The sequence below is a fragment of the Vibrio hannami genome (assembly GCF_029589055.1).
In the GTDB taxonomy this organism is placed as follows: domain Bacteria; phylum Pseudomonadota; class Gammaproteobacteria; order Enterobacterales; family Vibrionaceae; genus Vibrio; species Vibrio hannami.
On the sequence record NZ_JARQZP010000003.1, the window covers coordinates 69456 to 91628 of the forward strand.

Genomic DNA, 22173 nt, shown 5'->3' on the forward strand with positions numbered 1-22173 from the left:
TTAGTTCAGTCAATTATGATTTCCAAAGTCCTTCAAAGACGATTTATTAGTATGTTCAACACCGCAGTCGAAGGACTGTGGATAATGACTCCTGACGGAAAACTCTCCTATTACAACCACTCTTTTTATCAACAATTTGATATCAGTATAGAGAACGCTACGCTAGAGGATTGGATCAATCTTATACACCCAGAAGATCGTATCCAGTTTGATGAGCGGGTCGATGAGCACCTCAATGAAGAAGAGAAGAGTTCGGAGAGAGTTTATAGCCAGTACAGAGTGCTAAAAAAAGATGGTAACTATTGCTGGATTGAAGCGGTAGGCGTGATGCAAGAGGATGCTGATGGCGAGTTTATGGTGGGTAACCACCGTGACATCAGTGAACAAAAGGTGTTGGAGTCATCAATACGTCGCCTTGCCTATTTCGATCAAAGTACTGGTTTGCCAAATAGTGATCAGCTAAAAATAGATCTCGAGAACCGACATTCTAACGTTACTCTGTTTAGTATCCACCTTGATGGTATACGCTCTTTTATCAATCAGTACGGTACTGATAGTGTTAAGGAAATTGTTAACAGCATTATTGAATGCTCAGAGATTTTTTCGTCTTTCAACAGCAAATTCTACCGGACTGATATCGATACTTTTGCGGTTCTGCTTACTAGTGAAGTAACCGAGCAGTACCTGGCAAAGTTGTGTCAAAAATTCATCTCAAAGTTTACCAGCATATCCACTGGCAGTGGTGTTTTATACGCAGGCAGAGTCTTTGTTGGAGCCTTTCCTTGCAGTGATAAGGGGCTCTCTCCAGAGTCAATTATCGCCTGGGCCGATCAAACCGCAGAGTACGCATTGCGACATGAACCAGCGCATTGGGCGGTATGCAATGCTTCTATCCAGATAAAAGTTGAACGCTATTTCTACATAGAGAGAAACTTAAAGAGTGCGATTGAAAACGATGAGATATCTATCCGTTTTCAACCCATTGTATGCTCAAGTACAAATCAGATAAGAAGCTTTGAAGCACTTGCTCGTTGGGAGAAAAGTGAAATTGGTGAAATCTACCCGGATGAGTTTATTCCAGCAGCCGAGCGCAAAAGCCTGATAAGTGCATTAGGAGAGAAGGTATTTGCCCAGGCAGCAAGTTTCATCGCTTACTACGACAAGATATGGAATTGTAGCATTAAGATAAACGTGAATATATCGGTGCTCCAGTTGTTGGCGAGCGACTTTCCGCAACAACTCATTCGTATCGCTCAAGAAGAAGGTGCCCGACCTGAAAGTATCGTTATCGAGTTAACGGAGTCAGTACTACTGGAAGGGCAGCATCAAGCGATGACTCAGTTGAGGGAGTTAGATAAAGCTGGATTTGAGCTAGCCATGGATGATTTTGGTTCTGGTCATAGCTCTGTAACCGGCTTCTTTAAACTGCCATTCAACTGTTTGAAGATTGATCGAGAGTTAGCTAATGAGTCTATGAAAGAGATAGAACCGTTAGCCTATTTGGAGTTTTTAACCATGCTATGCTCCATGAAGGGAATCAAGGTTACCGTAGAGGGTATAGAATCAACTGAGATGGTAGAGAAGTTTACAAACATGGATGTGACCCATTTTCAAGGCTATTTCTATTCTCGACCAATGACGCTGGAAAACGCACTATCGATAAAACCGAGTACGGTTTTTCCAATCTAAAACAAAATCTGTATCTAAAAATCACTCGACTATAGAAAGCCTGCTGTTTAAAGCAGGCTTTCTTTATTTACCCAGACTCTGCCGTTAAAATAGTCCGCTAAAGTTTATAGTTGGAAATAAAAATGGCGAAACTATCCCTACAAGAACAGATGTTGAAAGCAGGTCTGGTCAACGAGAAAAAGTTAAAAAAAGCGAAGAAAGGCTCCAAGAAATCACGAGTGCAGGCACGAGAGGTGAAGGCTGCGGTAGAGGCGAATAAAAACGCTCAGCTTGAAAAAGATCAGGCATTAAACCAGCAAAGTAAAGAGCAGCAGTTATCTAAAGAGATTAAAGCACAGGTTAAGCAACTTATAGAGCTTAACAAGCTGGAATTAAAAGAAGGTGATATCAAGTATAACTTTACCGATGGTACCTTCGTTAAGTCGATTTACGTAGAGTCATTGATCCGTGATCAGCTTGCTAATGGTGTACTGGCCATCGCCCGCTATGAAGATAGCTATGTTGTGATTCCTGGGGCAGTAGCCAAGAAAATCGCGATGCGGGATGAAGATACCGTAATTGAGATTCAAGTTACCGAAGAAGTTCCAGCAGAAGATGACCCATACGCTGACTTTGTCGTACCAGACGATTTGATGTGGTAAATAAAAAAAGAGCCAACCGCAATAAATGCGATTGGCTTATAGATAGTGTGAACAATTAATATTCACTAACAACGTCAGTTGGCTAGGTGACCCTCGGCTTTAAGAAGGGTCACTCTTAGTAATGCACTATGTGTGCCAACTTTTACGAAAACGTTTGCCTTGTCATTTTGATGAAATTTGAGCTTATTTATAGAGTCTTAGTTGCATTTTGCAAATGCATATTGCAAATTATTCTTTAAATAAAATCCAGTTTCCCAATTTACCTTTCTAACAACAGTATTCACTGCATTTTTTACAGTCGATTCCCTATTCTTCACGGTGATCGTTAAGTCCCTTTACAGCGTAAAAGTTTCTAAGTTTGTTGAAACAAAAAATACTTATAGAGGGAGAAGAAATTGAATCAGAACATTGTAGATAAGGTAAACCTGGAAACTGATCCTCGTTCACCAGTGTTTCCTCTACCGATTTTTCTACTATCTGGCGGAATGCAGAGGCTGCGGATATTTGAGCCTAAATATGTTTCCATGATTGCTAATGCTCACAATACAGATGGGTTTGTGATATCGCTTTATCAGGATAAGGCTACTTTCAAGGCATCTTCATGGGGAACTCATGTCCAGCTGGTTGATTTTGATAAGGGCGAAGATGGGATCTTAACGGTAGATGTTCTGGCCGACCGATTGGTTTCATTAACTGAGTTTGACTATCAGAAAGATGGCTTATTAGTCGCATCAGCAAAAACGCTAAATCATTGGTCTTCTGGTTCATCAAACTTCGAAAATTCGGCATATTTTGAAGCGAATGAAATCATTTACCAGCGCTTGTCAAATATCTTGAGGGAGTTATTTGAAGCGCATCCTGAACTGAGAAAATTATATCAAAATAATTACTTCGACTATGCTGAATGGGTATGCGCCCGAATGTTGGAAATCGTTCCAATCCCAATGACTGAAAAAGAAAAGTTCGTTCAACGGTTAGATTTTACCCAATTGACGACTCTCTTAGGTACGCTTTGTGAAATAGAAGCTGAAAGTAGGTGATCCAATACCTAATCGACAACGTAAACAATAGTATGTTGGGAAAACGGGTGTAGTTGAAATGCATCAGACAGAAGGCAATACAGAATTGATAACGGAAGTTAATAATAAGCGAGAGCCATCGACTTACCCGGAGCTGAGTCAATGGTTGACACTTGTTGGAAAGAATCAGGACAAGGTTGCATTTACTCAGTTATTCAAGTTTTTTGCTCCTAAGATTAAGCGTTTTGGTATTAAAAAGTTCAGCAACGAGAGTCAGGCAAACGAGTTGGTTCAGGAAACCATGACTAATGTCTGGCGTAAAGCCAGGCTTTACGATGCAAGTAAGGGAGCCGCAACCACCTGGGTTTATACTGTCATGAGAAACGCCTCATTTGATCAATACAGAAGCATTAAGAGTAAGCCTGAACAGAACATTGGAGATGATATCTGGCCATTGGAACAAGCAATGGCTGAACATAACGATGATTCAATGATGACTCACGACCACTGGGCATCTGAGAAACTGGAGCGTTTGGTTGAAGGGCTACCCATGGCACAACGTGTGGTTGTTCAGGGTGTTTACTTTCAGGAGTTGTCCCAGGAGCAAATGGCGCAGCAGCTCGGTATACCTATAGGAACAGTAAAATCAAGATTGAGATTAGCACTCGCCAAGATTCGACAGCATATGGGGGATTTAGACAAATGATTAAACACCACCCGAGCAGGGCTGTACTGGAACAGTTTGTTGCAGGTGAACTGCACGATTCAGTGTCTGTTATTGTAGCCAGCCATATAGAGATGTGCCCTGATTGTCAGGAGTTAGTTTTTCAATTAACGGAACAAGCTGCGCTTGATGCATTCGAACTATCAGATGTTTGCCTTAGTTCCGATAATTTCGACTTTTATAGTGCGGATTTTGACGAATCGAAAGCCATTCAACTGGCAAATTTGATAACGGAAACACAAGACGAGTTTTTGGTTGAACAGCCTGTTAAATCGACAGAGATAAAGTTTGAAAACAAGAAGATCGAGCTGCCCAGAGCGATGAGTTCCATTGTATTAAAAGAGTGGCAGGGATTAGGAAAGGTTTCACGCGCCAGGCTGCAGCTAGACGACGATGAGAGGAGGATGAGCTTGCTTCATATTGCAGAAGGCGGAAACATACCGTCTCATTCGCATAATGGTTTTGAAATAACATTGCTCCTCCAGGGAAGTTTTGAAGACGAAATGGGCCACTATCAAGCTGGCGATTTTATCTGGCTTGATGGGGAGCATACGCATACTCCCGCAACGAAAGAAGGTTGTGTATGTTTAACCGTATCGAGCGATGCCATTCACTTTACGCAAGGGGTTAGCCAGATTTTTAATCCATTAGGTAAGTTAATCTACTAGAATACTTTTAAGCTAAGGTTCGGTTAAAAAGGTCATTTATCCTGAACGGATAAATGACTTTTTGTTTATCGTAATAGAACCTTTTGTAGCGCGGAACGGGAGATCCCCCATATGAGAAGAAGCGACACCATGGTTGCGCCAAAGGTAACCAGAACATCCTTGGAGTAGCCTGTTAATTCCAACACCCCGGCAAGGTTGAGGAACAGAATCATTATTGGTAAGTGAGCTACGTAGACACCAAGTACCATATTTGCCAACGTTAAAATAATTGGCTTGTTACCAAACGTTGGGTTCGCAAGTAATAACATGAATAAGCCTGTACCCCATAGAGATGTACCCAGCAGGAAATCATGGGTGTTGAAAGGCACGCCGTGGTTATATAGCCAGGTAGCTTCACCAAAGTGAATTAACATTCCAGCACAGGCTAGTATCGCCGCTGTCACTGGCTTTATGGAATATTCCTGACGGCGGATCTCAAATCCAACCCATACCATTAATGTATTGAAGAAAGGCCCATTCCGGGTGAAAAACGGCGTCCATATCTCAGTCAATGAAACATAGCTGCCACCTGCTACACCATATAGATACAGGCCGATAGCTATATAAGGAAGTGCCTTTGTAGCTTTGTATTTTAGGGCAACAGCGATAATACCTACAGCACATATCAGGCCTGGTATAAACCATAAATGTATAAGGCCACCTTCCATCAAGGTGTTTATTGGTGTTTCTAATAACCAGTCCCAGTAACCGAACCTTTCTGCCAGATACCCCTCGGTTGCTACAACTCCTAAGTTGAACGGTATAAGTAGACAGATAACACTCCATATAAACCATATCTTTAAAAGAGGCTTGCTATAACTACTGAACGTAGATAGTGGTGATGCTGTCAGCTTCGGCTGTACTAAGTAGCCAGACAGGATAAAGAAAAAAGGCACACCAAATCGCGCTAGTTGGTTCACAACGTATCCGATCCACGGCACATCATTAATAAGAGGTAACTCGTGCAGTATGTGGCAGTGCAAAAGGATTATTGCGAACATTGCTATTACCCGGCCGAGTTCGAGGCTGGCAATTTTATTAGAATTCATGATGATTCCTGAAAATGCATTGATACCAACAGGTTAATGCTATGAATAGACGGGAAAAAGAGTGACTTTGCTCTTTTGAGAACTCTGCATGTTACAAAGTGTAACTTCTCATAACGTAAAGTTATGAACGATTGTTCAAATTAATATTGAACGTTCGTTCATGTTGTGTTTGAATGCTTTTAAATCACGTAAGGAGACAACCATGATTCGATTCTATTATCACGCAACACCAAACCCGTCAAAAGTAGCCCTATATCTAGAAGAAACAGGTTTGCCGTATGAGTTAATACCCGTAGACACAGCAAAAGGAGAGCAGCACACACCAGAATATCGCACAATTAATCCGAATGGGAAGACGCCGGCTATCGTGGATGATGGTGTGCGTGTTTTTGATTCAAACGCGATTCTTATCTATCTGGCAGAGAAAACGGGAGAGTTGACTGGTGCTCCTGAAAACAGAGCGGAGTTACTTTCCTGGATGATGTTTATTGGTACAGGTCTGGGGCCTTTTTCTGGTCAGGCGGTACATTTTCAGCGAGCTGCGCCAGAGAAAGTTCCTTACGCGATAAACAGATACTTAAGAGAAGCCCAGCGCCATTATGAGGTTTTGGACAACCACCTGGCTGATCGCACTTATATTGTAGGTGATGAATTTACCATTGCCGATGTATCAGCGTGGGGTTGGATTGACAAAGCTAAAGTAGTACTAGGCGAGAGTGGTCTAGAACCCTACACAAATCTGAAGCGTTGGTTTGAAAATATTGATAGTAGACCAGCGGTTAAGCGAGCGAGAGAAGTCGGTAAGGATATTGAGTTTAAAGCTCCCGCCGACGAGGAAGCGAGAAAAGCGCTTTATCCGTCCAATTATCCGGTTGATTCATAGTCAGTATTTTTGTTGTTAGTAGTCTATATTTTTAGTTACCGAATGTGATACTAGTAGCTATATACGTGAGCATACAACGAATAACTAAGTGAGAAAGTGTAATGAGCAACGAATACGTACCACCCAAAATCTGGGTTAACGAAGACAATGGCGGTAACCAATGGGCAAATATCAATCGTCCCGAAGCGGGAGCCAGATTTGAACGAGAGCTGCCTGTCGGTGAGCATCCATTTCAATTGTACTCGCTAGGAACACCTAATGGTCAAAAGGTTACTATCATGTTTGAAGAGCTTTTGGCTCTTGGCATAAAGGAAGCTGAATACGATGCTTTCCTAATAAGAATTGGCGAGTCCGATCAGTTTTCATCTGGATTTGTGGGAGTGAATCCTAACTCAAAAATTCCAGCTTTGGTGGATAAGTCTGGTGAAAGCGATGTGAATGTATTTGAATCGGCTTCGATTCTGGTCCATCTTGCAGAAAAATTTGATAAGTTTCTTCCTAAAGAAGGTAGCGCCAGAACACAAACCTTTAACTGGTTATTCTGGGCGCAAGGTTCAGCCCCATTCTTAGGTGGTGGATTTGGTCATTTCTATGCTTATGCTGATGAAAAACAAGAGTATCCAATAAACCGATTCGCAATGGAAGCAAAGCGTCAGCTAGATGTTTTAGATAAGCAACTGGCTGAGAACACTTATGTATCCGGTGAGGAGTATACCATTGCAGATATGGCTATCTGGCCATGGTACGGTAACCTTGTATTAGGCAACCTATACAACGCAGCAGAATTTCTTCAGGTAGAAAGTTATACCAATGTGGTTCGCTGGGCTAAAGCTATTGAGTCTCGCGAAGTTGTACAGCGTGGCCGTTTGGTAAACCGCCCATTTGGAGAAGAGTGGGAACAAGTGCTAGAACGCCACAGTGCTGAAGACATAACTGAAAAATTAAAAATGAAGCCATAGAGTTTATTGAATATCTCTAAGAGTCACGCAAATAAGCAGCCCTATACGTATATGGGGCTGTTGTGTATCTATGTAATGTAGTTTTCATATGTACCCTCAATACTTAATACTGAAAGACAAATGGTCACTCTCATTTCTACGTTGTAAATAGTAACAAAATGGTCAATTTTTGTTAATATCCGCCGTGGGTAATTTTAGAACATGGTAGTCGGATGACAATTAACGCTCACGACTTTGTTGCTGATAAACTTATCAACATTGTTGAAGATAAACATAAAAGAATGCAATTGATGGTGAACTCATTCACCATTTTTGGCCTTATTTTTCTTATCTTGCTTTTTATAAATAGCTTAGTTAACACCGATGACACACTTTTAAGTAGCATCTTAGGCGTTTTTTCACTTGCAGCGCTCGTAAACGTGTTTGTAATGAATCGCAATCGGGAAGCGGGACGAATTGGTCTCACTATCATCAATTACTCTCTGGCTCTACTGCTTTTATACTCTGGCGGATATGAATCCACTGGTATGCTTTGGAGTTATCTCCTGGTTGCAGTGGGGATTTTTATCAACTCATTTCGCACAGGGTTAATATTAAACATAGCATTTCTGGTTATCGCTTCTGCGATACTTCTGGTTGGTTATGACTATGGCTTTAGTAGAGTCGAGTATGCCGAAGTGCTTGCATTTAGGGTGATTCTTACGCTTTTTGCACTAAGCGGTATGTGCCATATATTGATATTCTTCCAAAGCCGGGCTGATGAACAAATCTTAAGTATGCATGAAGGTGGTATAGCTTCATTAGCTTACCTGGATTCGTTAACCATGCTCTCCAACCGAGTTACTTTTCGTTCTGTGCTCTATCATGAAGTGCAATTAGGACATAACAAGAAGACCGCTTTGGTTTATATTGACCTGGATAACTTTAAACCTATTAACGATTTAAACGGACACGACTTTGGTGATTTGGTGTTGGCTGAGTATGCAAAAGCACTCAAAAAAGTAGTACACGACACTTTGGGAGAAGAGAATGTCGGTGAATATGACGTAGGTCGTTTAGGTGGCGACGAGTTCGCAGTTTTTGTCAGGGATGCTTCTGATGAAGAAAAAGTACGAAAACTTTCTGAGCGTATTTTGACAATGACAAACCACAATCAGATGCCTGTGCTGAAAAATATTGAACACAACTTAGGTAGTAGTATCGGGGTCGTTTTTGTAAATACCGAACACCAAAACTTAACAGATAGCTTATCTATTGCTGATAAAGGAATGTACGAAGCCAAAAAAGCAGGAAAAGGTGCGGTTCGTTATATCAACATGACGCAAAGCCTTGCGTAGTTACCATGACCTATTTAACGCGCTTTAGCGGACCTGTTTCAAAAATATCATTTAACAGATCTAACGCATCCTGTTCATTATTGTTAGCGCGAACGTAAGTACGCAGTCCAATGACCTGAACCTGTAGGTATCTTGCCAGTTTGATAGGATCAGAAGCACTATCCAACTCGCCTCTCTCTATCGACATTCTTATTACTCGTGAAAACTGAGTCTCAACATTTTTTAGTAAACGCTGAGCTTCTGATAATAGCTCTTTGTTTTCATCGGTTAACTCGGCAACAGTTTTCACCAGCATACACATACCGCTAGGCGCAGAATGTCGAGAATCTATAACCGAAGCTTTGACGAACAACTTGAGTGCTTCAAGAGGTGACTGTTCTTCGTTGCAGCATAGTTCTATTCTTTGATCAAAATCAGAGGAATAGCGTAGGAGAGCTTCTTTAAACAGGTTTTCTTTACTGCCAAATGTTGAGTAGATACTTCCCGGGCGCATGTCTATCACGTCTTGAAGGTTTCGCATAGATGTTGCGTGAAAGCCTTTTTCCCAATAGAGGTTTTTTGCTTTTTCTACTACATCATCTCGGTCAAACTTTGCGTGATTTGCCATTAATATCTGCCCTAATACTTATTTATGAACGTTCGTTCATAATACTATTGATACTTTCAAACGTCTACTGATGCGGTAAGTAGTCACCATGTGAATAGTTCCTTATTGAGAATTGATGAAATGGTCTCAAGAATTTCATGCTAGAGATCACCATTGATGAATTTAACGGTAATCCATACGGGTTAATCCTCGCTCTAAATTGATCTGGATCATTTCTAAGTTCCGGGATAGTGCGATATGTTGCAAGAGTGTTATGAAGTGGTTTAAAAGAGGTAAGCGCATGGAACTTAAAAAAGACCCAAGATGTTATACGGACGTTTGTATTAATGGTAAGTGGTTTCATCATGATCACTTAACCACGAAAGCTTACATGCTAAAGGGTGGTGCGTCACCTGAGTTTGATTTGGCTAAAGTGCCTACGACAGAAGATGAGTTGATCGAGATGTTAAATAACGTCGAAATTAAATAACTAGAATCGTTAACGACAAAAGGATATGTGATAAGGGGAAGCTTACGCTTCCCCTTATTATTTTGTTTTGAAGTCGGTTTACTTAAACAACAGTAACAACGTCTTCTTGAGCCAAGCGAGCTTTTGGTGGACCGAAGTTCCAGTCTTCAGCATCTTTGCGGTAACCCATCGCTAGTGCAACGTCACATACATGACCGTCAAGCTCTTCACCGAACAGCTCAGTTAGCATTGCAGCGTCAACACCTTCCATTGGAGTAGAGTCGATACCAAGGCGAGCAAGTACGTGTAGGATGTTACCCAGAGCAATATATACCTGAGCCTTAGTCCAGCCACCGTTGTAGCCGCTCTCATCAGTGTTCATTTCGGCAAAAGCATATGCACCCATAAATTGATCGTACATGTCTGCAGGCAGGTGACCTGAGCTTACTTCTGCATCAACACGCTTGCTGAACTTCTCTTTAGTGAACTTAGGATCGTAAGCCAGAAGAAGAGTGTGAGAAGCTTCTTTTGCGTGTGGCTGGTTGAACTGAAAGTTATTAGCGTAAGAATCGTGCATGCGCTGTTTTGCTTCGTCACTTTCAACGATTACGAATTTCCAAGGCTGAGAGTTGATAGAAGAAGCAGAAAGACGAAGAGCTTCCTTGATTACTTCCATATCTTCAGCTGAGATACGCTTGTCAGCGTCGTATTTTTTAGCGGTGTAACGGCTATGCAGATCTTTAATGATTTGATGAGACACTGTCTTCTCCTGGTTATGCTGTTTGGCTAAAAAGAGTAAATACTCTGTTATCTTTTAAAGCCATTATAGGAGCTTAGAAGAGATGAAAAAGATGCTAATGGTTGAATGACTTTCTCCTTTTCATTGATAATTGGCCGTAAATGAAATCAGGGAAGCAAATAATGCTTCCCTGTTTACGTTGTATTAGCGGATTGCTGCTTATGCAGACATTGGCACCAATACCAGAGTTCCGAATATCACGGTGATCAAGCCAGCCAAAACAGGAACAGATGTACGTTTAACCACTTCAAATGGAGAAATCTTACCCATTCCTGATGTTGCTACGATAACACCGGAAACCGGAGAAATTGTGCGACCCAGATTTGAAGCCTGAAGCATAGGAATAATCAGGAACGCAGGGTTTAAGCCCATTTTCGCTGCTAGTGATGGTGCAAGCTCTACGAACGCATAGAATGGAGCATTACCAGAACCTGTTGCGATTGCAGCGGCAACCGTTAAACCAGTCAGAATCAGCATAAGTGCCACACCGCCTGCACCCGCTTTGTCTGCAAGGTGAAGAAGGTTGTCAATTGCACCAATAGACATCAAGCCTTGTGCGAACACGCCAGCTGCGACTAACAACATTACTACGCCTTTAAAAGCGTCCGCCATTCCCTGATAGCAGGATTCAAGATCTTCCAGTGATTGTTTGCCGTTAAATCGTTTAGTAACGAAGTTTACCAAGGCGCCCAGGAAGATAGAGCAAACTACAATGGTGTAGATGTCTAACGACAGTCCAGGAATAGTGCGGCCATTGAAAAGGAATACACCGATGATTGGAAGGAATGGAAGTATGCAGTAGAACGCCGGTGCATCGACTTTAATCGTAGACACATCGACACGCTCCATTGGAGAACTATCTTTTTTGTCCAGATACTTGTTCCAGAAGAATGCCGCAGCTGCCATGACAATAATGGCACAAATAGAGACAGGCAAAACCGTCTGAACAGCGAATACGTCCAATGCCAATCCTGATTTTTCAGCGGCAATAACAACGTCGCCGGAGGTTGGAGAAAGGATAATAGCGGCAGGGGAAGCACATACTGCAACCGCAGCCGGGCGCGAAATTCCCATCGCAGTCATCATTGGGAATAAAGTCGCCATTAGAAGCACACCAAGACCGGTAGCAGAGCTCACGGCCAGAGACATTAGGCAGGCAACAATGTATGCGGCAACAAGAAGTACATAAGGAGACTTAATGAAAGAGAGAGGCTTCGAAAACTGTTTAACTACAACATTGTTTGCACCAATGTGCGTCATATAAGAAGCGAAACCACAAAGTAGCATGATCTGCATACCCAGACCGCCACCACGATACTGCAGCATATATTTCACGTACTCCAGCGCATCTGTAACCATGTTACCTGTAGAAGCGACTTTAGCTGGCAAAACGGTGTGACCAAGAATGCCGGTTAGAAGAAGAAGAAAAATACCAGCTGTTAATAAAGTGCCAGCAGGCCTATAACCTTTGACGATAAAATAGCCGACCGCAATGGTAACGGCTAATCCTATGAATAGTTCCAACATGTTAATTTACTCTTAGTGTGAGATTGTATTTGCATAAAACGCCAAGAGCTTACCGAATAATTCACGGCTATACGATTTGATAATAGTCGATTCATGATCTGTGACAAAATGTCGATTAAAATAAATTAGACAGTTTATTACTCTGCTAATTGGCTAATGTGTGGTTGTTAATATTGAATCACGGTGACTTTAATAAGCATGAGCCTTGTGAATATTTTAATTAGAAGCATTCATTGCAAGAGTGTATCTCCATGAGATATTACTTATCTGGTGTGTGATTTTGCATCAGTTTAGCAAGGTAATGGGTATGTCACTTGTGGTGTTATATTGGCAAATTAATCAATTCAACAATCAAAAAGTATATATTGCGTTAATGAGTGTTGGCCTGGTGTGCTTGTTGTTAATTTTCTGTTTGTTGAATGGTTTTTATTGTGTAAATACATATAAGATTAAGGTGATTTAGATCACGTTTATTATTTTGAGGTGACAAATATCCTTTTTTTACAGGTGTTTCTGCTGATAGCCTCCTGACCTCCTTGAATTGAACTCAAGGGAAAAACTATAAGGAGTGTTCACAATGAATACCAAGAAACCTATGTCGCTAACCAGCCGTGTCATCATTGGTATGGTAGCGGGTATCTTGACAGGATTTGCTATACGCAGCCTCTTTGGCGACAACGGATTTGTCGACGAATATATTGTTAATGGACTATTTGAAGTTGGCGGAAAAATCTTCGTTGCCAGCTTAAAAATGCTTGTTGTTCCACTGGTGTTTGTTTCACTGGTTTGTGGAACCAGTTCACTAAAAGACTTATCAACCCTAGGCCGAATGGGTGGTAAGACACTGGCATTTTACATCGCCACTACAGCTATCGCTATTACGCTAGCGCTGACTATGGGTAACCTATTCCAGCCGGGCGCTGGTGCTGACCTAACAGCTGCTAGCTCATTTAAGTCAACTGAAGCACCTTCGTTGGGACAAGTAATCATTGATATGTTCCCAACTAACCCAATTAACGCAATGGCGGAAGGTAACACGCTACAGGTTATCGTTTTTGCTGTGCTGTTTGGTATCGCAATCAGCGCAGCTGGAAAGCCGGGAGAGCGAGTTGCAGCCATGTTCTCTGACCTGAACGATGTGATCATGAAGCTTGTTGCTTTGCTAATGAACATTGCTCCGTACGGTGTGTTCTTCCTAATGGCTAAGCTCTTCACTGGCCTGGGACTGGGTGCAATTCTTAATCTGGCGGAGTACTTCCTGGTACTGGCTGGTACATTGCTTTTGCATGGCCTGGTGACATACAGCCTGATGCTGAAAGGTCTTACTGGTCTAAACCCGATCACCTTCCTGAAGAAGATGGAAGATGCAATTATGTTTGCGTTTTCAACCGCTTCTTCTGCTGCGACAATCCCAGTTACGATGGAAACAGCGAAGAACCGTATGGGTGTCGCTAACCGTATCTCATCTTTTACTGTACCTCTAGGCGCAACTGTGAACATGGACGGTACTGCTATCATGCAGGGTGTGGCGACAGCATTTATTGCTCAGGCGTTTAACATTGACCTGACCATGACTGACTATCTAATGGTTATTATGACTGCAACTCTGGCATCTATCGGTACTGCTGGTGTTCCTGGTGTTGGTCTGATCATGCTTGCAATGGTTCTTAATCAGGTTGGTCTGCCGCTGGAAGGTATTGCACTGATTATGGGTGTTGACCGCTTGTTGGATATGATCCGTACTGCAGTAAACATCACGGGTGACTGTGCGGTTTCTATTATCGTTGCCAAGTCTGAAGGTGCGTTGGATATGGAAAGATTCAATGATCCTCAGGCGGGTGAAAAGGAAGAAGAGATCCACTTGCACGAGGCAGAAGCCTAGCATTAGAAACTATACTCTTCTATGGAAAAACGGGGCTTTGTAGCCCCGTTTTTGGTTTCAGTTATCTCTATGTGCCTACCAGGCGAAGGTCTGAATAACATTTTGCTTTGTCACTGGGTTTGTTGCGATATCACGGTTGATCTTATTCAGAAACGGCTCACGGGCTGCTGGCATCATGCCACGCATTGGCGAGATGTTGTTACCATGGTCGCCCCAGTAATAGCATGGAAAGTCATCCATGTTTTCCAGCAAATACTTTTCTTCTTCTAAAATCTGCAATGGAGTGGGTAGGGTAAACTCTCCTCGTGCTATTTCACGCTCCAGCTCGCTGCCAGGTTGAACAGCCAAAGCCATTGGCGCAATAGCATCAGGCCTAATAATGTTCAGCAGGCTGGTAGTATTAACAGCGTGTTCCTTCGAGCGCTCTTTGCCACCAAGGCCGAAAATGAACGATGCTAACACTTTGATTCCTGCTTCGCGTGCCATTGCCATACCTTCGATAGCATGTTCTCGCGTCATTTTCTTTTTGATTTTTTCCAGTACAACGGGATCTCCAGATTCCAGACCAGTGTATGCCATAGTGACACCAGCTTCACGAATCTCTTTAAGTTCTGAGATGCTTTTACGTCTGAAATCATTGAATCCTGAGTAAAGCGACAGATTCTTAAGTTCTGGGAACGTTGCTTTCACCTTCTCAACAACTTTTAGTAAATTTTCTGTTCTCATCGCCATTACGTTGCCATCGATAAGAAAGATCGACTCTACAAACGGGTATATGATTCGTGCTTCTTCGATATCTTTAAATACGTCTTCGATGTCGCGTACCTTAAAACGCTTGTCATCGAACATAGTGCAGAAGGTGCATTGATTGTTACTACATCCCAGTGTTGTCTGGATTAGTACACTTTCTGCCTCCATCCATGGGCGATAGATTTTACCTTCATAATGCATAAGAATTTTCCTCAACTATTTGACGAAGAGAGTCTAACAATAGGAACTAATGTTGATAATTGGGGTTGAACCTAAATCAGTTTATAGAACTCGTTGATAATAAAATGGCATTCAGCTACGAGCTGACTCGTAGCTGAATAGTTGGAACGTGTTAGTTTTGTTAGTTAATTTCCTGAACGTTCATCACCAGATCATTCCAATTACGTTGGTTTTCAATGTCGTGTTCCAGACCTTTTTCATCAGCGATGGTAAAACGCTTGATAGCAGGAGTTTTGCTTGTAGCTTGATATAGCCAGTACGCTTCTGCTTTTAATGCTTCATCAATTGGTTTGTCGATTGACTCATATACCGCTTGCTTACATGCATTGATAGATTCCGCCGGGAACTGAGAAATACGCTTCGCCAGTGCATCAACGTATGGACCGATCTCGTCTGGGTCTAGTGCCTTGTTGATAGTGCCGTACGCTTCAGCTTCGTCTGCTGTAAAGTCACGAGCGCTAAGAATGATTTCAAGAGCACGACCAAGACCTGTCTGACGAGCCATACGAGATGCACCACCGCCACATGGAAGAATGCCCATACCAACTTCCATCTGCATGAACTTATATTTGCCGCGAGCAGCAAAACGCATATCACAAGCCAGTGCGAACTCATGGCCGCCCCCACGAGCGAAACCTTCAAGTTTAGCAATCGTTGCCTGAGGAAGCTTGCTGATGCGCTCAAGTACAGACTGAAGATCAAGAAGTTGAGCCTCTTCACGAGATACTGCTTCAGTAGACATATCTTTTAGAAGGTTAGTGTCGTAGTGGCACACCCAGATTTCAGGATTTGCAGATTGGAATACAACCACTTTAACTGAGCGATCACGCTCCAGGCGCATTGCTAGGCCGTTCAGGTCAGCCAGCATCTCTTGACCCTGAACGTTCACAGAGCCGAAATCAAAAGTTACTGTCAAAATTGCATTTTCTTGTTCTGCTGTAAATGTTGTGTAGCCTTCGTAAGCCATTTCTATATTCCTTGTACCTTGTTGATTTAATGTTTTTCTGAGGAGCTCCTCAGGTTCGGGAAAAAGATTAGCAACGTTTCGAATGGGTGATAATTGAGCAACTAACTAAATGAGTTTTTAGAAAGTGTTGATAGTTTTAACGTGTCAGAGAGGTAGGTTAACTTGTAATTGGAGCACAAAGACGTTTATTTTCAATGATAACTATAAACTGTTTCGTTTCTGGTCTTATTGTTTTGTTTTTATTGAATAATATACTCGGACGAGTCATAGACGTTATCAACAATTATAAAGGTAATAGATAGCGTCTTCTTTCTAGTTTACTCGTTTCAAATACCTACAACTGGACCGGAAAATGAACATAGAGCACCTGAAACTTTTTGTACGTATAGCCTCCACACACAACATTAGTCAGGCTGGACAGGAGTTAGGCCTGTCTCCGGCTGTATCGAGCGCGCATATCAACAAGCTGGAAGAAAACTTGGGTGTTCGACTTGTGCATCGTACTACTCGAAAGGTATCTCTAACTGAAGAAGGGATGAACTTTCTGCCTCATGCGGAAGAGGTCATTGCAAGTATTGATGCGGCCAAAGCGTCGGTTGGAAGTGGTAGTCTGCAACCTCAAGGCACTCTAAGAATCACCGCACCTGCTTCGTTTGGCCGTATGCACCTGATACCCGCATTGAATGGATTTATGGAGAAGTTTCCCGATATATCTGTTGATATTCGACTCACTGATTCTATTGTGGATATGATCCAGGGTGGATTTGATGTCGCGATACGTAATGCTGAGCTAAAAGATTCTACACTGATAGCGAGGAAGATCGCCCCGGACAATAGGGTAATATGCGCCTCTCCGAAGTATCTAAAGGAATATGGTGAGCCGAGAAAACCTGAAGACTTGCATCATCATAAATGTTTAAAACTGACCGGACTTGAAACCTGGACATTTGATACTCCAGACGGTGCATACCATCTTAAAAACAAGGGTAATTTTAGAGTGGATCATGGCGAAGCCGCGAGGGATGCATGTGTTAATGGCCTTGGCATCACACTGTGTGCGTCCTGGATTGCTTCTGAGCAATTAAAGAGTGGTGAGCTTGTCCCTATATTAAAAGATTACCCACTAATCAGCGATGCAGCACTTTGGATTGTCTACCCTAGCTCTAGGTTACTTGCGCCAAAGGTTCGGGCATTTATCGACTATTTTGCCAGTTACTACGGCAATCCTCCGTATTGGGATAGCGATATTGAACACCTAAATTAAGAAAGGCTGTTTAACTTTCTCGCCGCTCTGAATAACGTACTTTACTGCGAAGATATATTCCTGGATAAAAAGTCTAGCAGCAATCTAACCTTAGGTGATAGATTTCTGTTCTCCGGGTAAAGTGCCCAGATACCTTCGCGTTCAGCCCGAAACGGCTTTAATACTTCAATCAAAGAGCCCGAGTTTATATCATCTGCGACGTAATAGTCGGGTAGTTGAACCAGACCAAGACCACATTTAGCGGCGTCATCCAAAGCAACGCCGCTATTGCACTTCACTCGACCGGATACGCGCACTGATGTTTCTTTCTTATCAACGATAAAACGCCAGTAGTCAATGGAGCCACTCAAGCACTGATGGTTGTTCAGTTCTGATAGGGTGTGAGGTTCACCATATTTTCTAAGGTAGTCTGGACTTGCGCAGACATGTAACTGGCGAGTGGTTAGTCGCCTGGCGATCATTCGAGAATCTTCTAGCTGACCAAGTCGAATCGCTACGTCTATGCCGCTTTCCAGCAAATCCAGCTTTTGGTTAGTCAGAATTAACTCCAGTTCAACCTCAGGGTAGGTTTGAAGAAATTTATGAACCAAAGGTGCGATCTGTTTTTCTCCATAGGTAACCGGCGCCGTCATCTTCAATAAGCCTTTTGGATAAGACTGCATTTGCGTGACGGCAAGTTCAGCCAGCTCTAAGCCTTCAACCAGATGTTTACATTGGTTGAAATAGAGTTGCCCAGCTTCCGTTAAGGTGACCTTACGAGTGGTGCGGTTTAGCAGTTTGACAGCAAGCCGTTCTTCAAGAGCCGATACACGGCGGCTTACCTGCGCAACAGATGTAGAGAGTTTTTCTGCAGCTGCGGTAAAGCTGTTTATTTCTGCTACAGCGACGAACTCGGTAACACCTTCCCAATTAGCCATGCTTTGTGCCTTTTACAGTTTTACACCATCAACAATAGAACGCTCTATTTTAGTCTATTATTACATATTCGTAAAAATGATTTTCAAAATGATGGGATTATCAGATAAATCGAAATATTTATACTAGTTTTATATCAATCGAGTGAACGAATAACGCTGTTGGTTAACTGTCATTCGGAGCTCATCTATTAATGAAACAGGAAAAGCACATGGCAATTTCAATCAAACCTGGTCAAGAGTCTATTAAATCTAAAGCAGCAGTGGCGTGGGCGGCTGGTGAACCATTAAAAATGGAAGAAGTGGATGTTCAGCTTCCTAAGAAAGGTGAAGTTTTAGTTCGTATCGTAGCAACAGGTGTTTGTCATACAGATGCTTTTACACTGTCAGGTGATGATCCAGAAGGTATCTTTCCTTCCATATTAGGTCATGAAGGTGGCGGTATTGTAGAAATGGTGGGTGACGGTGTCACTAGTGTTGAAGTTGGTGACCATGTCATTCCTCTTTATACCGCAGAATGTGGAGAGTGTAAGTTTTGCAAATCTGGCAAGACGAACCTTTGTCAGGCCGTTCGTGAAACTCAAGGTAAAGGGTTAATGCCGGACGGAACATCACGTTTCTCGATTAATGGTGAGCCTATCTATCACTACATGGGGTGTTCAACATTCTCTGAATACACTGTGCTGCCTGAAATCTCTTTAGCGAAAGTAAACAAGGAAGCACCGCTTGAAGAAGTATGTCTGCTTGGCTGTGGTGTTACTACTGGTATGGGCGCAGTGTTGAACACGGCAAAAGTGGAAGAAGGTGATACGGTTGCAATCTTTGGTTTAGGTGGGATAGGCCTTTCAGCGATTATTGGTGCTCGGATGGCTGGCGCGAGTCGAATTATCGGTATTGATATCAATGAGAGTAAGTTTGATCTTGCTAAGCAGTTAGGCGCAACAGATGTGATCAACCCACAAACATTCGATAAGCCTATTCAGGAAGTGATCGTTGAGATGACAGATGGCGGTGTGGATTACTCGTTCGAATGTATCGGTAACGTTAACGTAATGCGTCAGGCTCTGGAGTGCTGTCATAAAGGTTGGGGTGAATCGGTGATTATCGGCGTTGCTGGCGCAGGTCAGGAGATATCAACTCGTCCGTTCCAGCTGGTAACCGGTCGAGTATGGCGTGGCAGTGCTTTTGGTGGTGTGAAAGGACGCTCTGAACTTCCTGAGATCGTGAACCGATATATGGCGGGTGAGTTTGGTTTGCAAGAGTTTATTACCCATACAATGGGGCTTGAAGACGTGAACGATGCCTTCGATTTAATGCATGAGGGTAAGAGCATCCGTACCGTTATTCATATGGATAAGTAACTCCATACGGATAAATAACATAGCTATCGCCGCATCTAGAGGCAACATTACATAGATGCGGCACTCTCAGGAGTAAAAAATGACCCTTGAAAATATCAGCCAGAACAAGGCTTCTGGTGGCTGGCATAAACAGTACTCTCACTATTCGTCGGTACTTAATTGTAAGATGCGATTTGCCATTTATACGCCGCCAAAGGCAACGTCAGAAAGCCCGGTTCCGGTTTTGTATTGGCTATCCGGACTTACCTGTACTGATGAAAACTTTATGCAGAAAGCGGGTGCATTCCGCAAGGCAGCGGAGCTTGGGATTGCTATTGTTGCTATGGATACCAGCCCGCGAGGCGATGACGTTGCGGATGATGATAATTACGACCTTGGTCAGGGAGCCGGGTTTTATCTGAATGCTACTCAGCACCCCTGGTCTAGCCATTATCACATGTACGATTATGTCATTCAGGAGCTTCCGGATTTAATTGAGAGCAACTTTCCAGTTTCGTCAATTAAGGCTATTTCTGGTCATAGCATGGGTGGGCACGGTGCGCTAACGATTGGATTAAAAAATCCGAATACGTATCGGTCGATATCGGCATTTAGTCCTATCAGCAATCCAATGCAGTGCCCATGGGGACAAAAAGCATTTAGTAGCTATCTTGGAACTAATACGGATGACTGGAAACAGTATGATTCCAGCAAGCTATTAAAGAGTTCGGATTCTAAGTTGCCTATTTTGGTTGATCAGGGCGATGCTGATAATTTTCTTACTGAACAGCTGAAACCAGAAATGCTCGTAGCGGCAGCGAAAGAGTATGGGGCAGAGTTTGAACTTCGCATTCAGACTGGGTATGACCACAGCTATTACTTTATTTCCAGCTTTATTGAGGAACACCTGGAGTTTCACTCGCGTTATCTGTTTTCGTAATTCAGTTCTTATGTCGCCTTTCTATAGCTAGAAAAGCGACATATTTAACCTCTAGTTGAAACAAACATCTGCCCATCGTGCAAGCCCGGCGGTAACAGAGCCAAAGTAGCTGCCACTGACAATTTCGATATCAGGTAAAACGGATTGTATCGCTGCTCGCAGTATTGGAGAGCGAGCTGAACCACCTGTCATATAGATAACATCTGGCTTTGTTTGTGCCAGTTTTTCCGCTTCCAGAACGATACGAATTATCTTGTTTACCGGTTCTGTAATGGCTTGTGACATTTGTTCCTTACTTACTATTGTATCGAATACTTCTTCCAGCAAGTTGATTGAAACGCTGTGAGTTTCCGCTTCACCGAGTGCTATTTTGGTTGTCTCTGCAGAGCGGACAATACTGTGACCAAGTGTTCCGTTGTAGGTATGGATAAGACGTACAAGCTTTTCAGGGCTTTCAGCGCCTTTATATAGTTCTTTTAACAACTTCAGATTTTCTGGTCGGTAGAAATCTCTCTGAGCAATAACGTCGTTGATTGCGATGCTATTCCAGAATTGCGCAATCGGTACTGGTAAACCGGAACCTTGGTTTGTGCCAAGACCAAACTCCTGCATAAAGCGTTTGAAGGCGATAGCAATATCAAGATCGTTACCACCAACACGGATACCTGTATGGGCCAGAAGGGAGTCCGAACGATCTTTTTTGCCTCTCCAGCTTGGTCCCATTTGAATAACTGAGCAGTCGGATGTACCACCACCTATATCCACCACAAGAACTGTTTTATTCGAGGTTAATGTAGATTCATATTCTAAACCTGCTGCAACAGGTTCAAACTGGAATTCGATGTTCTTAAATCCTGCACGAGCGGCAGCTTTACGAAGTATGTTTTCCGCTTGCTGGTTCGAACGCTCCCCACCGCGGCCATGAAAGTTAATTGGTCGTCCAATGACAACGTCTGTTGCCGAGTCTCCAAGATAGCTTTCGGTACGACCTTTGATGTTTGCCATCATAGCGCATACCAGATCTTCAAAAAACGAAAGCTGAACGTCTCTTAACCCTAGTGTACCAAGGAAGGATTTTGGTGATTTTACGTAGTAGACGTACTTAGGATCATCGAGATAGAGATCGAGTGCTGTCTGACCAAATTGAATATCATCAGCTCTGATTTCCAACCCTTCTTCGTTGTTCTCTTTTATTGCTCGCCTGAGAACCGTTTCACCGGTTTCATCTGAAGGTTTGATGTTCAGGCAACGAAACAGGTATTCAGAGACAGATTCTGGATTTGGTGCACTTAATGTCGAAGGAACGTAAAAGCCTTCTCCAGAAAGGGGAATATGCGTCAGTTCGTTATCCTTACACTGGGCAACCGAGCAATTTGAAGTACCAAAATCAAAACCAATAGCCATGTGAGAGCCTCTCAGAATAAAAACGGCCGCACACTATATAGGGAGTTTAGGAATTTGGCTACCTGTCTGCGTGGGAAACAACT

At 42.8% G+C, this 22173-nt stretch carries 21 protein-coding genes; 13 read left to right on the forward strand and 8 right to left on the reverse strand.

What is annotated here, in order from left to right:
• The first annotated feature begins 15 nt into the window (after positions 1–15).
• From P7F88_RS01745 to P7F88_RS01765, 5 genes are all read left to right on the forward strand, one after another.
• Positions 16–1689 (forward strand): EAL domain-containing protein, encoded by a 1674-nt coding sequence (locus P7F88_RS01745; protein WP_277824504.1) that lies wholly within the window; start codon positions 16–18, stop codon positions 1687–1689.
• Positions 1690–1811: 122 nt separating this feature from the next.
• Positions 1812–2330 (forward strand): DUF2058 domain-containing protein, encoded by a 519-nt coding sequence (locus tag P7F88_RS01750; protein ID WP_277821637.1) that lies wholly within the window; start codon positions 1812–1814, stop codon positions 2328–2330.
• Positions 2331–2725: 395 nt separating this feature from the next.
• The gene (locus P7F88_RS01755; RefSeq protein WP_277821638.1) at positions 2726–3370 is read left to right on the forward strand and encodes an LON peptidase substrate-binding domain-containing protein; all 645 of its coding nucleotides are present in this window, start codon (positions 2726–2728) and stop codon (positions 3368–3370) included.
• A gap of 58 nt (positions 3371–3428) precedes the next feature.
• Positions 3429–4055, forward strand: a complete 627-nt coding sequence (locus tag P7F88_RS01760; RefSeq protein ID WP_277821639.1) for a sigma-70 family RNA polymerase sigma factor — start codon at positions 3429–3431, stop codon at positions 4053–4055.
• Positions 4052–4741 carry a ChrR family anti-sigma-E factor gene (locus P7F88_RS01765; RefSeq protein WP_277821640.1) on the forward strand — a complete coding sequence of 230 codons (690 nt, stop codon included), beginning with the start codon at positions 4052–4054 and terminating at the stop codon, positions 4739–4741. The genes P7F88_RS01760 and P7F88_RS01765 overlap by 4 nt, the downstream gene beginning before the upstream one ends.
• Positions 4742–4806: 65 nt before the next feature.
• Here the strand turns inward: P7F88_RS01765 and P7F88_RS01770 are convergent, their stop codons facing one another.
• The gene (locus P7F88_RS01770; RefSeq protein ID WP_277821641.1) at positions 4807–5829 is read right to left on the reverse strand and encodes an acyltransferase; all 1023 of its coding nucleotides are present in this window, start codon (positions 5827–5829) and stop codon (positions 4807–4809) included.
• A 202-nt stretch (positions 5830–6031) separates the two neighbouring features.
• On the opposite strand from P7F88_RS01770, the gene P7F88_RS01775 reads away from it, so the two are divergent.
• The 3 genes from P7F88_RS01775 to P7F88_RS01785 all read left to right on the forward strand — a co-directional run bounded on the left by P7F88_RS01775 (position 6032) and on the right by P7F88_RS01785 (position 9008).
• On the forward strand, positions 6032–6712 hold the full coding sequence (locus tag P7F88_RS01775; RefSeq protein WP_277821642.1) for a glutathione S-transferase family protein: 681 nt from the start codon (positions 6032–6034) through the stop codon (positions 6710–6712).
• A 101-nt stretch (positions 6713–6813) separates the two neighbouring features.
• The gene (gene yghU, locus P7F88_RS01780) at positions 6814–7671 is read left to right on the forward strand and encodes a glutathione-dependent disulfide-bond oxidoreductase (RefSeq protein ID WP_277821643.1); all 858 of its coding nucleotides are present in this window, start codon (positions 6814–6816) and stop codon (positions 7669–7671) included.
• A 212-nt stretch (positions 7672–7883) separates the two neighbouring features.
• Positions 7884–9008 (forward strand): GGDEF domain-containing protein, encoded by a 1125-nt coding sequence (locus P7F88_RS01785; protein ID WP_277821644.1) that lies wholly within the window; start codon positions 7884–7886, stop codon positions 9006–9008.
• A 10-nt stretch (positions 9009–9018) separates the two neighbouring features.
• On the opposite strand, the gene P7F88_RS01790 is transcribed toward P7F88_RS01785, so the two are convergent.
• Positions 9019–9615 (reverse strand): TetR/AcrR family transcriptional regulator, encoded by a 597-nt coding sequence (locus tag P7F88_RS01790; protein ID WP_277821645.1) that lies wholly within the window; start codon positions 9613–9615, stop codon positions 9019–9021.
• Between the two features lie 280 nt (positions 9616–9895).
• Here P7F88_RS01790 and P7F88_RS01795 point away from each other — a divergent pair, with 280 nt between their 5' ends.
• Positions 9896–10084, forward strand: a complete 189-nt coding sequence (locus P7F88_RS01795) for a hypothetical protein (RefSeq protein WP_277821646.1) — start codon at positions 9896–9898, stop codon at positions 10082–10084.
• 82 nt (positions 10085–10166) lie between these two features.
• Here P7F88_RS01795 and P7F88_RS01800 read toward each other — a convergent pair whose 3' ends face one another.
• Together P7F88_RS01800 and dcuC are read right to left on the reverse strand one after the other, a co-directional pair.
• Positions 10167–10823, reverse strand: coding sequence for an NAD(P)H-dependent oxidoreductase (locus P7F88_RS01800; protein WP_277821647.1), 657 nt, complete (start codon positions 10821–10823; stop codon positions 10167–10169).
• A gap of 198 nt (positions 10824–11021) precedes the next feature.
• Complete coding sequence (dcuC, locus tag P7F88_RS01805; protein WP_277821648.1) at positions 11022–12389, reverse strand: anaerobic C4-dicarboxylate transporter DcuC; 1368 nt, start codon at positions 12387–12389, stop codon at positions 11022–11024.
• Between the two features lie 577 nt (positions 12390–12966).
• On the opposite strand from dcuC, the gene P7F88_RS01810 reads away from it, so the two are divergent.
• Complete coding sequence (locus P7F88_RS01810) at positions 12967–14271, forward strand: dicarboxylate/amino acid:cation symporter (protein WP_277821649.1); 1305 nt, start codon at positions 12967–12969, stop codon at positions 14269–14271.
• 75 nt (positions 14272–14346) lie between these two features.
• On the opposite strand, the gene P7F88_RS01815 is transcribed toward P7F88_RS01810, so the two are convergent.
• A complete protein-coding gene (locus tag P7F88_RS01815) occupies positions 14347–15222 on the reverse strand; it encodes a radical SAM protein (protein WP_277821650.1) in 876 nt (291 codons plus the stop codon).
• Positions 15223–15382: 160 nt separating this feature from the next.
• Positions 15383–16228 carry an enoyl-CoA hydratase/isomerase family protein gene (locus P7F88_RS01820; protein ID WP_277821651.1) on the reverse strand — a complete coding sequence of 282 codons (846 nt, stop codon included), beginning with the start codon at positions 16226–16228 and terminating at the stop codon, positions 15383–15385.
• A 352-nt stretch (positions 16229–16580) separates the two neighbouring features.
• Here P7F88_RS01820 and P7F88_RS01825 point away from each other — a divergent pair, with 352 nt between their 5' ends.
• A complete protein-coding gene (locus P7F88_RS01825; RefSeq protein WP_277821652.1) occupies positions 16581–17492 on the forward strand; it encodes a LysR family transcriptional regulator in 912 nt (303 codons plus the stop codon).
• 41 nt (positions 17493–17533) lie between these two features.
• On the opposite strand, the gene P7F88_RS01830 is transcribed toward P7F88_RS01825, so the two are convergent.
• Entirely contained in the window at positions 17534–18409 is an 876-nt protein-coding gene (locus P7F88_RS01830) for a LysR family transcriptional regulator (protein ID WP_277821653.1), read from the reverse strand.
• 209 nt (positions 18410–18618) lie between these two features.
• Between P7F88_RS01830 and P7F88_RS01835 the strand changes: the two genes are divergently transcribed.
• Together P7F88_RS01835 and fghA are read left to right on the forward strand one after the other, a co-directional pair.
• On the forward strand, positions 18619–19767 hold the full coding sequence (locus P7F88_RS01835) for an S-(hydroxymethyl)glutathione dehydrogenase/class III alcohol dehydrogenase (protein ID WP_277821654.1): 1149 nt from the start codon (positions 18619–18621) through the stop codon (positions 19765–19767).
• A 79-nt stretch (positions 19768–19846) separates the two neighbouring features.
• Positions 19847–20686, forward strand: a complete 840-nt coding sequence (gene fghA, locus P7F88_RS01840) for an S-formylglutathione hydrolase (protein WP_277821655.1) — start codon at positions 19847–19849, stop codon at positions 20684–20686.
• A gap of 51 nt (positions 20687–20737) precedes the next feature.
• Here fghA and yegD read toward each other — a convergent pair whose 3' ends face one another.
• The gene (gene yegD / locus P7F88_RS01845; protein WP_277821656.1) at positions 20738–22090 is read right to left on the reverse strand and encodes a molecular chaperone; all 1353 of its coding nucleotides are present in this window, start codon (positions 22088–22090) and stop codon (positions 20738–20740) included.
• Positions 22091–22173 lie beyond the last annotated feature (83 nt).